This window comes from uncultured Rothia sp. (genome assembly GCF_916049665.1).
GTDB lineage: Bacteria > Actinomycetota > Actinomycetes > Actinomycetales > Micrococcaceae > Rothia.
Genome location: NZ_CAJZIE010000060.1, coordinates 1 through 13,761, shown reverse-complemented (window position 1 = coordinate 13,761; position 13,761 = coordinate 1). Strand labels below are relative to the sequence as shown.

7 protein-coding genes, 2 tRNA genes, 1 other RNA gene and 1 pseudogene are annotated in these 13,761 nt (G+C 57.5%); 8 read left to right on the top strand and 3 right to left on the bottom strand.

Going from position 1 to position 13,761, the window contains the following annotated elements; translation table 11 throughout:
* Positions 1-44: 44 nt before the first annotated feature.
* Both QZ540_RS06710 and mptB read right to left on the bottom strand, forming a co-directional pair.
* A tRNA-Arg gene (locus QZ540_RS06710) sits at positions 45-117 on the bottom strand.
* Positions 118-222: 105 nt separating this feature from the next.
* Positions 223-1,896, bottom strand: a complete 1,674-nt coding sequence (gene mptB / locus QZ540_RS06705; protein ID WP_294628640.1) for a polyprenol phosphomannose-dependent alpha 1,6 mannosyltransferase MptB — start codon at positions 1,894-1,896, stop codon at positions 223-225.
* 231 nt (positions 1,897-2,127) lie between these two features.
* Between mptB and orn the strand changes: the two genes are divergently transcribed.
* From orn to def, 3 genes are all read left to right on the top strand, one after another.
* On the top strand, positions 2,128-2,805 hold the full coding sequence (orn, locus tag QZ540_RS06700) for an oligoribonuclease (RefSeq protein ID WP_294628639.1): 678 nt from the start codon (positions 2,128-2,130) through the stop codon (positions 2,803-2,805).
* A 198-nt stretch (positions 2,806-3,003) separates the two neighbouring features.
* Positions 3,004-3,076 (top strand) — tRNA-His (locus tag QZ540_RS06695).
* Between the two features lie 230 nt (positions 3,077-3,306).
* Entirely contained in the window at positions 3,307-3,879 is a 573-nt protein-coding gene (def, locus tag QZ540_RS06690) for a peptide deformylase (protein WP_294628637.1), read from the top strand.
* A 132-nt stretch (positions 3,880-4,011) separates the two neighbouring features.
* On the opposite strand, the gene rnpB is transcribed toward def, so the two are convergent.
* An RNA gene (rnpB, locus tag QZ540_RS06685) (RNase P RNA component class A) lies at positions 4,012-4,417 on the bottom strand.
* 111 nt (positions 4,418-4,528) lie between these two features.
* Here rnpB and QZ540_RS06680 point away from each other — a divergent pair.
* The 5 genes and pseudogenes from QZ540_RS06680 to QZ540_RS06660 form a co-directional block, all read left to right on the top strand.
* Complete coding sequence (locus QZ540_RS06680) at positions 4,529-5,320, top strand: YaaA family protein (RefSeq protein WP_294628635.1); 792 nt, start codon at positions 4,529-4,531, stop codon at positions 5,318-5,320.
* Between the two features lie 376 nt (positions 5,321-5,696).
* On the top strand, positions 5,697-6,767 hold the full coding sequence (locus tag QZ540_RS06675) for an S-layer homology domain-containing protein (RefSeq protein ID WP_294628633.1): 1,071 nt from the start codon (positions 5,697-5,699) through the stop codon (positions 6,765-6,767).
* Between the two features lie 423 nt (positions 6,768-7,190).
* On the top strand, positions 7,191-9,263 hold the full coding sequence (locus tag QZ540_RS06670; RefSeq protein ID WP_294628631.1) for an S-layer homology domain-containing protein: 2,073 nt from the start codon (positions 7,191-7,193) through the stop codon (positions 9,261-9,263).
* A gap of 234 nt (positions 9,264-9,497) precedes the next feature.
* A complete protein-coding gene (locus QZ540_RS06665) occupies positions 9,498-12,752 on the top strand; it encodes an S-layer homology domain-containing protein (protein WP_294628629.1) in 3,255 nt (1,084 codons plus the stop codon).
* A gap of 249 nt (positions 12,753-13,001) precedes the next feature.
* A pseudogene (locus QZ540_RS06660) lies at positions 13,002-13,761 on the top strand (siroheme synthase); the annotation flags it as partial.

Genomic DNA, 13,761 nt, shown 5'->3' with positions numbered 1-13,761 from the left:
GCCCCGCACCCTGAGTTTAGGGTGCGGGGCGGTTTTCGTTACGGCGCCCCAGGAGGGAATCGAACCCCCGACCAAGAGATTAGAAGGCTCCTGCTCTATCCTCTGAGCTACTGAGGCCTTCCTCTAGGGTACATGAGATTTTGAGCTTCTCATGCACCGCGCCTCTACAGGCGGAGGATGCCACTGGGCTACCGGGCCAGACGGGCGCGTTAGGAGTTTGCGCTAGGAGCCTACCTTAGCGGCTTCCCGTTCTGCTTTCTTCACCTCGCGGCGGCGTGCACGGCGGCGGGTTGCGCCGGGGAACAGCTGCCACCACAGGCGGATGGTGGTGCGGCGAATCTGCGTGGGGTGCAGGCTCACGTACACCAGGCGGCGGGTTGCCGGGTCGAGGGCAACCAGGTAGATGATGTAGCCCAGGCAGATGACGGTCGCGATGAGTCGACCCATGTCCTGGTTGAAATCGCGCAGGTAGGGCGAAACGTTCAGCTGGTCGCTCACACCGTACGCCATGAAGAACAGCGTGGTGATGAAGTACCACATGAGCTGGAAGTGCGAGCGCAGGCCGGTTGCGGCGAGCATCGGGATTGCCCAGAGCAGGTACCAGGGCTGAATCATGGGGCTGCACAGGAGCATGAACAGGATTGCGAGGCCGGCGTGGCGCACGATATTGCGGTCGCGTCCGACGAATGCCATTGCCATGGCGCCGAGCATGCCAATGCCCTTGCCGACAGTTTCGATGAGCTTGCGGATGACCTCGAAGGTGTCACCCTGAACGAACAGGGAGGCGGCGCCGATGACCAGGCCGAAGGGGGTGTACCAGATGTACTGGCCGCCGGTGGTGGACAGCGCCTTGATCCAGCCGAATTCCAGTCCGGTTGCCCAGCCCATGAGCGCCATTTCGGCGAGCAGCAGCACACCGGAGAGAGCCCAGAAGATGAACTTGCGCGGCCAGGAGGCGTTCTTACCCGCCCAGAGCAGGCCCACGAAGGGCAGCACCACGAGGGCGAGCGGCTTGACGGCAACGCCGAAGGCTACGAAGGTCACGCCGAGCGGGCCGCCCCATAGGGTGTCGCGGTAGCGCTTGGCGTAGTAGAGGCCGCCGAGCATGAACATGGTCATGAGCGAGTCGTTGTGGCCGCTGGCGATGAACGATGCGATGAACAGCGGGTTCGGGCCGATCTGCCAGAGGGCGCGGACCTGGTTGAAGCCGTGCGCCTTGGCGAGCTTTGCCACGTAGAAGAGGATGCCGATGACCGCGAGCACGGAGAGCAGGCGGAAGTAGAAGAGGGAGAGGTCGATGTTCTCCCCTGCCAGGCGTACAATCCACTCTTCGAGTTTGAGGGAGACCGGTCCGTACGGCGGCGGGGATTCCGCCCACATGGGGTCCGCGCCGTTCTGCATGAAGTTCGAGATTTCGGAGACACCGTGCTTGTACGGGTTGAGGCCGTGCGCCATGACCATGCCCTGACCGTAGTAGGAGAACATGTCGCGGCTGTAGATGGTGAACGCGAAGACCTGTGGCAGGGACCAGCTGACGGTGACGGCAATCATCCAACGCATGGTGTTGGGTTCGTTCCAGTCGCCCATTTTCTGGTAGATGCGCAGCCATTCGCGGCACATGATCATGGCGCCGAGGGCGAGCAGGATAATGCCGGTGATAACCCACGCGGCTTCGAATCGGATGGCGCGAATAATTTCGTAGCGCCAGAAGTTGGAGCTGTCGGCGAGCCAGCCTACGGCGTAGGAACCGAGGGTGACCATGATGGAGCCGATGGTGCCGATAATCAGCGTGCGCAGACGGTGATTATTGACGTAGTCCAAGAGTTTGGGTGAGAGGGGTGCGTCGTGTGCGCCGGGGGTGGTGAGCCGGTGTGCTAGCTCCTTTGGTGCGCGCATAACTCCCTTTCTGTCTGCATCGTCGTTCTGGTTTTTATCATACCCGAGCGGCTCTGAGCACCCGGCGGATTCACTGTTGCGGTAGAACTGGCGGACAGGGCGGCGGACGCATCGGTGGGTACATCGGTGGGCGCACCCGCTCCCCTATTTCTTGTTCTTGTGTGCGTGCTGCGTGCGCTTTTATGACAGGTCGGGAGGCTGGTCGGCGGCGTTTGGGGGTAGAGTGGGAGGGTGAGTATTTCTAGTGAACGTATTGTATGGATTGACTGCGAGATGACCGGCCTGGACGTGGAGAATGACGCTCTAGTCGAGGTGGGCGTTCTGGTCACGGATGCCGATTTGAACATTCTGGGTTCTGGCGTTGAGTTCGTCATTAAGCCCGGTAATGAGTCTCCTGCCGGTGCGCTGGAGAACATGAATGACTTTGTGCGTTCGATGCATGAGGCGTCGGGTCTGTTGCCCGATATTGAGCACGGCGTGTCGATGGATTACGCGCAGGAGCAGGTGCTTCGTTACATCAAGAAGTATGTTCCGGTGGCGGGCAAGGCGCAGCTGGGCGGCAACTCCGTGGGCATGGATAAGCGTTTCTTGGAGCGTTACATGCCCGAGGTCATGGCGCACCTTCACTACCGCGTGATTGATGTGTCGACCATTAAGGAGCTGGCGGCGCGCTGGTACCCGGCGGCTCGTCATAGCGCCCCGGCGAAGACCGGCAACCACCGTGCACTGGGTGATATCAAGGACTCGATTGATGAGTTGAAGTATTACCGCCGCGCTATTTTTGTGCCGCAGGGCCCGGATGCGATTGCTTCGGCGCAGATTGCGCGTGAGGTGGAGGCGGAGCGTGCCGCACGTGAGGCAGCTGAACGCGAGGCTGAGGCGTCCGCTTCTGAGGCTACCGAAGCATAGTCTCTAGCCAGTGGCACTGCTTAGGTGCCGCAGTTGATTTTGAGGGCTTCGACGGGCCTCAGTGGGCTCCCCTCCCCCGCGGTTCACATCAGGCACAGCATGTAACGAGCATCACGGCTTTTCAACTTGGCAGGTTCCTGAATCTCCTGTACAGTAGTATCCGTTGCATATCGCAAGGGAAACCAAGCGAAGCACATGGTGGTCGTAGCTCAGTTGGCAGAGCGCCTGGTTGTGGTCCAGGAGGTCGCGGGTTCAACCCCCGTCGATCACCCCGATGGAAAGGGTCGTTATGGTTATCCGTAACGGCCCTTTCGCTTTACCCTCTGTTCGCGTTATCCCCTGTTCGGTTGCCCCGCACACGGTTTACCGGAATAGAGCTTTTACACCCGCACTTTAAACCAGCGAGCGGGAACAGGGCACGCCCCGTATCTTCATGCGGCAGGCGCATCCGGCAAGTTCCCGTTCAACAGTTCCCATTCAACACAAGCAAAGGATGATTCCGTGGCTATTCGCCCCATCGTTATTCACGGCAACCCCGTTCTGCACCGCCCCGCGGCACCCGTCACCGAGTTTAATGATGAGCTCAAGGAGCTCGTGGCTGACATGTACGAGACCATGGACGCATCCAACGGTGTGGGTCTGGCAGCACCGCAGATTGGTGTGGGCCTGCGCATCTTCACCTACAAGATGGAGAACGAGGACGGCGTGCCCCCGCGCGGCTGCATCATCAACCCGGTGCTGACCCTGGGCAAGATTTCTACCGCTGACCCGGACCCGTACGAGGAGGAAGAGGGCTGCCTGTCCTTCCCCGGTTACAGCTTCCCCCTCAAGCGCGCCGAGTGGGTCACCGTGAACGGTCTTGATGAGCACGGCAACCCCGTCCACTTTGAGGCGACCGGCTGGTTCGCACGCTGCATGCAGCACGAAACCGACCATCTGGACGGCAAGCTGTACGTGAACCGTCTGAACAAGAAGTGGACCAGCAAGATGAAGAAGGTCGTGAAGAAGGAAGGCTGGACCGTCGACGGTAACTCGTGGATGCCCGGCGTGGATCCGGATCCGTTCGGCCACTAATCACGACCTCTTCTGAAGGTCGGACCGACCTCCCGAGAACTTAAAACGAAGACCGCGAATGCACTCTCGAGCGCATTCGCGGTCTTCGTTTTCCATCAGCCGATGATCTTTTCCTTCAGCCAACGGTAGCGTGAAACGGGTCATCCTATGAGCCGGGTTCTGTCTAAAACGCCGCCCGAAGGGGCGTTTCGAGGCAATCATCTATCTAGAACGTACGTTGCCGCACGCCTCAAGCAGCCTACCCGAATACGCACCCCACCTCCGTGAAGGAAGCTGACGGGGATCGGGCGCACTACCCTACCATGGCGTATTCTGTTTGACCTTGCTCCGAATGGGGTTTACCTAGCCGGGCACGTCACCGCGCCCGCTGGTGGTCTCTTACACCACCCTTTCACCCTTACCGCAGCGAACCGCGGCGGTTTACTTTCTGTGGCACTGGCCTGCGGGTTACCCCGAGTGGATGTTATCCACCATCCTGTGCTGTGGAGCCCGGACTTTCCTCGAAGCACGTGTGCCTCGCGATTGCCCGGACGGCCCGTTTCACCCAACCCATTATACGCATACCCCTGGCGGCGACTATTTTCGCAGTTCGCCTCGCAGGCTTACTTCGCCTCGCAACTACGCTGCGCCTCGCGGGTACACTGGAGAGATGCTGATTCTTCTTCCCCCTTCCGAAGGTAAGACCCCCGCCCCGGCTGGCAATGCGCCGGTTTCTTTCGCTGACCTCTCGTTCCCTGAGCTCACTTCCGAGCGTGAGAGCGTCCTGGAGGAGCTGACCGCGGTCAGCTCGGGACCCGATGCCCTGGCAGAGCTCAAGGTGGGCGCATCCCTCGAAGCAGAGGTGGAACGCAACACGCGCCTGCTGACCGAGCCTGCACAGCCGGCAATCCACACCTACACGGGCGTGCTGTTCGAAGCGCTGGATTATGCGAGCTTCTCCCCCGCCGAACGCGACGCCGCGCACTGGTCGCTGCTGATTTCTTCGGCGCTGTGGGGTATTCTGCGCCCCGAGGACGCGATCCCCGCCTACCGCCTGTCCATGGGCGTGAAGCTGGGTTCGATTGGTGCGCTCGCCTCCTTCTGGAAGGGCGCGCTGGGTACCGCCCTGGAGGCAACTGCGAAGGACCAGCTGATTCTGGATTGCCGTTCTGCCGCCTACGCGAAGTCGTGGGTGACTCCCCCGTCGCAGACTCTGGCGGTTCGTGTGGAGCGTGTGGCGGCTGATGGTTCGCGTAAGGTCGTCTCGCACATGGCGAAGCATTACCGCGGCCTGTTTGCGCGCTACTTGATTCAGTCGGGCTTGGCGGCTCGTCCTATTGATGGCTCCACGGCGGGTATTGCCGAATTTTTGGAGGCGGTCAGCGAGGACTGGTCGGTGGAGTGCACCCTGCCGACGGCGCGTAAGGCGGGTGTTTTGACGCTGCTGGTGCATGAGCAGTAGGTTGCCCAACTATTTATTTCCTCTTATTTTTTGCATCATATTGAAAATTTTTTAACTATTTTTCTAGGGGCTTAAATCTGTATTACCCCTTGTAAAACCACATTTCTCCACATTTTAGGGGTAGCTTTTGATGAGCAGAGAAGGCGGTTAGTGTCTAGCTATCCGCCTTCTTTTTGCGAGTAAAAATGTTTATAGTGTTAAACGTCTCGCCATTGGTGGCGGGTATTTCACTCACTAACATTCACATTTTCAACTCAACACACATGGAAACACGTCACGCCACGTACGTATAGCAAACGACTAGAGGCTTACCCAATGGTTATTGGTTTGCTAGCGTAGAAGTAACCACTCAGAAACACATCGATGGGACAACGTTATGTCTACTTTTTCCTCTCGTCGCGCCCTTTTTAAGGGTGCAGCAGCACTAACAGTCGCTGGCGCTTTGGGCGCTTACCACGCCAGCGAGCAGAACGCCCAGGCTGCCACCTTGGACGTTAAGACCACTCCGCTGACGTTCAAGATTACCGAGGCGTCGTTTGATATTAGCGGCTTCAACCTCAGCTACGAGATTACCGGCCTGCAGGCTGTGCTTGATACTGGCCTGTACACCCCGTACATTGAGGCTGGCTACTACACCAAGGAGAAGGGCTTCAAGCAGTTCTATTTCTTCTCTCTTGAGCCGAAGAAGCGCATCGAGAATGATGTCTACATTAGGCATCACGTCATTGATTCTGAGATCACCGGTGGCCCGAATGGAAACTACGGGGTTCGCTTGTCTCTTCGTCCGCGCCGTCAGCAGTACACCATTCTGCGCACTCTTGAAGTTCGCCCCAAGATTGACACGGAGTTCGCGTGGGCACCTTTCATTGTGGACATTGATATGGATGGCGAGTACGCCCCCGATATCTACAGGTCATGTAAGGCAAAGGTTCTGCTGCTCGATAAGGAACGTTGCTTCTACCCTAAGCGTGCGGTGACCCGCGGCGACCTGATGGATGCAATCTACCGAGGCGCCCGCTCGCCGAAGGTGAAGCTTCCTGCGCGCTCTCCTTTCCCGGATTTGTCCCCGAAGGATGAGCGTTACCCGGCGTATATTTGGGCGTATCAGAACGGTCTGACTTCCGGCTGGTCTGACGGTAAGATGCACCCGGAGGCGGTGGCTAGCCGCGCTACGATGGCTGCGTTCTTCTACCGTTACTTTATGCTGACCCCCGGTCGTCGTTCTTATTGGTTCCGTCCCACTACCCCGCAGGATATGAAGCCGGGTGCCCCGTTCTACACCGAGTCGGTGTGGCTGCACTCGTCGGTGAATATCGATACGAGCTATCACTATAAGAGCAAGGATTTCCGTCCGACCAAGACTGCTACCCGCGAGGAGCTGGCTCGTGTCCTGTCAATGCTCGACATGCTTGACACCATCCCCAACAGCCCCTATATCGATGACTAAGATTCGGCAGGTACCTTGAACCGTACGGTTGCCCCTGCGTGTTTTAGCTTGGGTTGACTTCTAAGAACAGCAGCTGAAGATAGTGACCTGAAGAAGGGGCGGTGAGAGTTTTTCTCTCACCGCCCCTTTTCGTGTGCCTGTTTTCTAGCGCTGGCACTGTTGGGCACCGTTTTTAGTACTGGTTATGTGTCCAGTTTTTGCCTCTCTATTGTGTGGTCTTTTGGGGTTTTGGGCTTTATATAAAGCCGGGACGTAATTTTTGAATTTTTTGTCTTATAACTCTCATCGGCATGTTTTTCTCGTGTTTTCATTGATTGTTTAAGACGCGGGTTGGTAGGCTGAGATTGCACTTCAGAATGCCGCTGCGACGGGTCCTCTACGATATGGATTCGGGGCGAGTTCGGCGCGGTGGACTGTCACTCATTGATCCTCTCAACTTCTTTTCTCACTCACCTCTTTCATGCAGAAAATTCAGATTGGATAATGATGTCCTCATTCTTTAAGCCTGCCCGTGGCGCGCGCCGAAAAGTTGCGGGCGCTTCCCTGGCGTTGGGTTTGTCTCCGCTGTTGGGCGTGTCTCCGCTGTTGGCTTTGACGCCGGTGGCGGCTCAGCCGGCGCCCGCCTCCCCTGTGAACACGCAGCAGGCAACTACTCAAGAAACACCGGCCCGTCAGATGCCTCAAGTGCAGGGTGGCGATCCTGCCTCTGAGCTGGAGAACATTGATTTGAAGGTCACGACAGGCCCCCTCAACATTTCTCAGGGCGGTATCGTGTCGGTGACAACCTCTCCGTTGAGCGCCGAGTTTAGGCAGAAGTACACGTTCCATGAGCTCGCGTTGGTGGAACGTGGTTCCACGTACGTCCATGTCGGGCATCATAATTATGTTCCCCTCACTCAGTACGGTGGGATGGTTGAGGACCTCAAGCAGCAGGGTAATGTGCGAGAGAACCCGGATGGCAGCCTCACTTTCACGCTCGTTGTTCCCGCCCATATTGTTGAGGCTAAAGAGGGGACTCTCTTCGATACGGTGCTGACGTATTACCCGTCGAATGAGTATGCGCCGGATCCGTTGACGTGGTCGAATCGCCGGGTAGTCCGCACTCCTACCGATGTGGTGCAGGACGCTAAACCTACGAAGACCACCTACCTTTTCAGTTCATCTTCTATCGAGCATCCGGAAGAGGATACAACCCTGACGGTTGAGGGTTTCCATATCCTCTCGAAAAGCACCTTTTGGGGTCCTGAAGACCCGGCGGTCCTGACCCTCTATGAGGTTGATCCGGTGACCGGGCAGGGTATTGGTTCGCCTGTGTTTATGCAGAATCTGAATTACACCAGGTGCAATCAGTACTGTGATAGTTTCTTGAACGACCATTTCAGTACGGCTATCACGATTCCCGGGGGTACTCTCAAAGCGGGCAGGCTGTACAGGATTGGTTTCTACGGCGGTGGTTATCCTGGCCCGGGTTCCGAGGAATACCCTGGTGCATGGATGACCGATGTGGCAGATTTCATCCCGGTAGGTACCTCGGAGCAAGATGCAGCTCCCACCAGCATCTACGTCTCGGGAGATAAGATGAGCCCTTATCGCGAGAATAATACTTTGAAGGTGACTGTTTTGGGTCTGCCGCCGCTGACCAAGGGCTACTACCGTTTCTCCTTGCAGCCGATTGATGATCATGGCCGTCCGACCGGGCAGAAGTCTTGGGAGAAAGTGATTCCTGCCGAGAGCATTCAGAAGGGTCGTACGGGGCAGACGCTTTCTCTTCCCGGCTATGCCCTGAATTTTGAGGTGGCCTATAGGCTCTTTGTGGAGAAGGTAACCCCGAATCAGGGTGACGCTGTCGATTCGGTTGAGCAGGTTGCTTCCAAAGATCTGGACTTGGATATCAGCCAGGAACAGGAAATGGAGGCTGCCAGGAAATGGATTGTGAACCGTCAAATTCTGCCGGGCTACCCCTCTGATCGCGATTGGGAGTCAGTGAACCGCCGTTCTGTGACGGTGGCACTGTACCGGTTAGCGGGTGCGCCGCAGGTTGAGCTTCCGGCAGTCAGCCCTTACACGGATATTACGCCGGATGACCCTGACTATACCGCGATTATTTGGGCTCGTCAGCGGGGTATTACGTTCGGCTGGGTTGATGGTCGCTTCCACCCGAATGAGCCGCTTTCGGACCGTTCCACGGCTGCGTTCCTCTACAGGTATCAGCGATCCCAGGGGGAGGTGTCGCCAAGCTTGCCGACGTCTCCTTCGCTACCGGACTCTACCCCGAAGAAACAGACCCATTTCCCGTATAGCTCTCATTGGCGGCTCTGGATCAGCCCGGAGACTGCTTTTTCACGTGAGTCTCGTTGGGCTGTTGAGCAACGTATCTGGGGTTACATGCCTGATCAAGGTTACTTCTATGAGAGCTTTGAGGGCTTCAAGATGTCGTACCGTCAGGTGGCTGTGATGCTATACCGTATGGAGCACGGCGGCAGCCGCCTCAGGTAACGCCCGGTCGTGGTGAGGGGTAACCGGTGGGCTGGGTGCTCGACGTAGTTCAGCTTTTCAGCCCGCCGGTGCCGCCTCTGTTTCCCCTCCCCGGCGATCTCTCTTGCCTGACGCCAGGCTTTACGGGGCTTCTTCTCCCCTAGCCTGGCTTTTCAGGCTCAATCCGCTCAACTTCTTCACTCGCTTCATCTACTCACTCACTTCAATCACCGTATAAATTTTGTAGATGGGATTATGATGTCTTCATTTTTCGCCCCACGAGGTGCCCCGCACCATTCTGATACCCCGCGCCACCCGGCGAGCGCCCGCGCGCTCAGCCTGTCGCTGTTGCTGGGTTTGAGCCCGCTTGCAGGTCTTACTCCTGCGGCGCTGGCAGTGCCTCAAGAAACACCCGCGCAGAACGCGCCTGCCCAGAACAAACCTGCGCAGAACGAACCTGCGCAGAACACTCCCGTGCAGGGTGCTAAGCAGGATGCTTCCCTGCCGACCCTGCGCGTGTCCAGCGGCTCCCTCGACATTCTTCACGGCGGTACCGTGCACGTGGAGGGTACCGGGCTGAGCCCGGAGTTCTTGGCGCATCATGAGTTGCGTAGCCTCACGATTGCTCCGAAGGGCTCTTCAACCTACGCTAACCCCTACCAGAAGGTCGATTACCCCGGCTTTGTCTTTGACGCCCCGAAACCGGCTGCTGACGGCAGTTTCAGCGCTGATTTGACGGTTCCGGCGAATAGCCTGCCGGCAAACCTGGAGTACGAGGTTATTCTGACCTACCGCCCCGTAGATGATGCGCACCCCTATGCGTGGAACACTGAGGATCGCGTCCGTACGGCGCTGCCGGTGGAGTTCAACCTCCCGAAGGCGCAGCTCCCCTCCATCACCTATGATGTTTCGGCTATTTCTGAGGAGCAGATTGCTTCCGGCCAGCCGATTGAGGTGACGCTGACGGGTACCGGTTTTCAGGATGTCAGCTCCGTGGACTTCACCCTGTCCGAGCATGATGAGCAGGGAAAGGTCACGAACTCTAATGTGGCTTCGCTTGGTGAGCTGAAGGCACCGGATACGGAAGAGAATCAGCGCATTTTCAAGGGTCTGATTCCTAACGGCTATTTCCAGAAGAAGATTACTATCCCTGCGGGAGTCCTGAAGTCCGGTAAGGGGTATTCCCTGGATGTTTCCGGTGTAGAAACCCACGGGGGGAACGGGTGGAAGAAGCTGTCGCGTAAGTTCCCCTTCGTTCCTGTGGGCAATCACCCTGCGCGCATGGCATATCAGGATAATTCGTTCAGGAATACCCTGCCGAAGGTATCTGTTGCTGCGCAGGATTTTGATCCCGGTCAGGACCGCGTCTATAAGGTGACTATTTCTAATATCTCACCCGAGGTGGACCTGGGGTACTACCTTGAGTCTGTGGCGATTTATAACGCTACCTCTGGTGAGAAGGCACCTTTTGCGAAGAATGATGTAGCCGACCAATACTATAAGCGTGACGAGCTGGTAACCCGCAATGCTGACGGTACTCTGACCGTGGAGGTTGAGTATAAGGTTGACGGTTATTCCAGCTATAGGCCGACTTCTCGCGGTTCAGTGGCTGAAGTGCGTGTGGTGTTCTCGGACTATGAGTATTCGTACGGTCACCATAAGTTCACGGTGAGCACCCAGCTTCCGATGGCGCCTCTTGCCGCTGATGCTTTTGATTGGGTGAACCCGGCAAATGTTCAGTTGAAGGTCGATTCGGGAACCCTCAATATTTCTCAGGGTGGCACGGTGTCGGTGACGACTTCTCCGTTGAGCGCTGAATTCCGTAAGAAGTACACTTTCTACGAGCTGGTTCTGGTGCAGCGCGGATCGTTGTACGCGTATGCGGAACACAATAGTTATGCGCCTCTCGACGAGTACGGCGGGTTTCTCAAGGACTTGAAGCCCCAGGTGCGGGAGAACCCGGACGGTAGCCTCACCTACACGTTTGAGGTTCCCCCGCAGTACATTGAGGCTGCCGACGGTGAGCTCTTCGATGTGGTGATGACGTACTACTGGTCGTCGGATGAAGCTGAGCTGGAACCTTGGAGTTTGGCGGACCGTTTGTATGCCCGCGCCCATATTGATGTGGTTCAGGATGCGCAGCCGACCCGTGGGACCTACACCTTCAGTCAATCCGCTATCAATGACCCGTGGAAGGATACGACGCTGCGGGTTGAGGGACGCCATGTCCTCGTGCGGGCTAGGGAACTGATTTCTAATGATTCTCCGGTCATCGCTATCTATGAGGCTGACCCTGCAACGGGAAAGATGGTGGGTGAGCCTGTGTTCACTCAGCGGGTGGACTACACGTACTACGGGGTTAACTCCAGGTGGTTCCGCAATAACTATTTCAGCACGGAGATGAAGATTCCTGCGGGTACGTTGAAGCCGGGCAAGCTCTATTTTATTGGCATGTATGGGGACGGGCTGCCTTACCCCGGCATGGAAGATTCTCCGGGTTCTATGCTGAATGATGTTGCTGAGTTCCTTCCGGTGCATTCTCCCGAGCACGAGTCCACGGGGCCCGCACTGCACCTTGGGTCGGTGGGCCTGAGCCCGTACGCGAAGACGAACTCATTTACGGCACGCGCTACCGGGCTCTCTGCGCCGGGTGAAGGATCGTACCGCCTCTCGGTGCAGCATGTTGATGAGCGGGGGCGTTTGACCGGTCAGACGGTACTCCAGCAGGCGATTCCCGCCGATCGCATCCAGGATGGCAGGGTGGAGATGGACCTGACGATCACTCAGCAGCTGAGCTATTCGGGCGCTTATCGTCTGGTCTTGGAGAAGGTCACCCCCGGTAAGGATGGTGCTGCGGAGTCGGTGGAGCAGCTTGATGTCGAGGATATTCCTCTGAAGCTGACGCGTGAGGATGAGTTGCAGGCTGCTGAACGCTGGTTTGCTGATCGTGAGATTTTACCTGGTCCTTCGCCGATGTCCTGGAATAGCAATCTGACGCGCCGCGATGTGACGGTGGCGCTGTACCGATTGGCTGGTTCCCCGAAGGTTGAGCTACCTGCTTTTAGCCCGTATGCGGATGTGGCAACGAGCGACCCGGACTACGCCGCGTTCATTTGGGCTCGTCAGAAGGGTATTACCTTCGGTTGGGCGGACGGCAAGTTCCACCCGGATACGCACCTTTCGACCCCGTCGACGGTGGCGTTCCTGTACAGGTATCAGAAGGCGATGGGTAAGGTCACGCCGAAGGCGCTGACCTCTGCCTCGCTGCCGAAGAACAGTAGCCTGCCGGGCAATAATGATGCGCCCCGGAGCGCTAGCGGCTGGCAGCATAAGGTTCGTCAGGGTAGCGCTTTCTGGCGCGAGGCTCAGTGGGCTGTTGATCACCGCATGTGGGGTTACCGCATTGACGGGGAATACGCTTATGAGGACTTTGATAGGTCTTTCGTATCCGCTGGTGATTTGGCGTTGATGCTGTACCGTATGGACCACGGCGGCAGCCACCTCAGGTAACGCCCGGTCGTGGTGAGGGGTAACCGGTGGGCTGGGATGTTCGACGTAGTTCGGCTTTTCAGCCCGCCGGTACCGCCTCGGTTTTTCTTCCCTGCCTCTGCGAGTTCTTTTGCCCGACACCGGGCTTTACGGGGCTTCTTCTCCCCTGTTTTTTGGGGGGGTCTTTTCACGCTTTATCCGCTCAACTTCTTCGCTCTCTTCATCTACTCGCTCGCTTCACTCACCGTACAGTTTTTTGTAGATGGGATAATGATGTCTTCATTCTTCACACCACGAGGCGCCCGGTGCCATTCCACCGCCCCGCGCCACCCGGCGAGCGCCCGCGCGCTCAGCCTGTCGCTACTGTTGGGTTTGAGCCCGCTTGCCGGTATCGCCCCGGCGGCGCTGGCGGCTCCCGAACACCCGGCACAACCGGCACAGGTTGCACCTGCTCATGCAGACCCGGAACAGGCGACCCCCGCCTCCCCCGCTGCAGCTTTAGTTCAGAAGCAAGCAGACAACCAGCAGAATCCTGCGGCCCAGGGCGAGCAGACCAATTCGCTACCGACTCTGCGCGTCACTAGCGGAGCACTAAGAATTTATGCCGGAGGCACGGTGCATGTTGAGGGCACCGGCTTCACTCCCGAATTCTTGGCGCATCACGAGCTACGTAGCCTCGTTATTGCGCCCAAGGGTTCTTCTACCTACGTGGGTCCTCACCAGGAGCCAACATACCAGGGACCGCGCTTTGACGTTCCGGCGCCTGCCCCAGACGGGACTTTCAGCGCCGACTTGGAAGTATCCTCCAACGGCATCCCTGCGGGCATGGAGTACGAAGTTATTTTGACCTACCGCCCGCTAGATGAAGCGCACCCCTATCAGTGGAATACTGAGGATCATATTCGTACGGTGCTCCCTGTAACAAATGATTTTCCACAGTCTGTTCTGCCTTCTATTACCTATGATGTGGATTCTATTTCTGAGGAGCAGATTAATTCCGGAAAACCGATTGAAATCAATATGACGGGTT

What these genes read in the sequence shown, in the direction of transcription:
- QZ540_RS06665 (WP_294628629.1), top strand. Translation starts at nt 9,498, where the DNA reads ATGATGTCTTCATTTTTCGCCCCACGAGGTGCCCCGCACCATTCTGAT.
- QZ540_RS06680 (WP_294628635.1), top strand. Translation starts at nt 4,529, where the DNA reads ATGCTGATTCTTCTTCCCCCTTCCGAAGGTAAGACCCCCGCCCCGGCT.
- mptB (WP_294628640.1), bottom strand. Translation starts at nt 1,896, where the DNA reads ATGCGCGCACCAAAGGAGCTAGCACACCGGCTCACCACCCCCGGCGCA.
- QZ540_RS06675 (WP_294628633.1), top strand. Translation starts at nt 5,697, where the DNA reads ATGTCTACTTTTTCCTCTCGTCGCGCCCTTTTTAAGGGTGCAGCAGCA.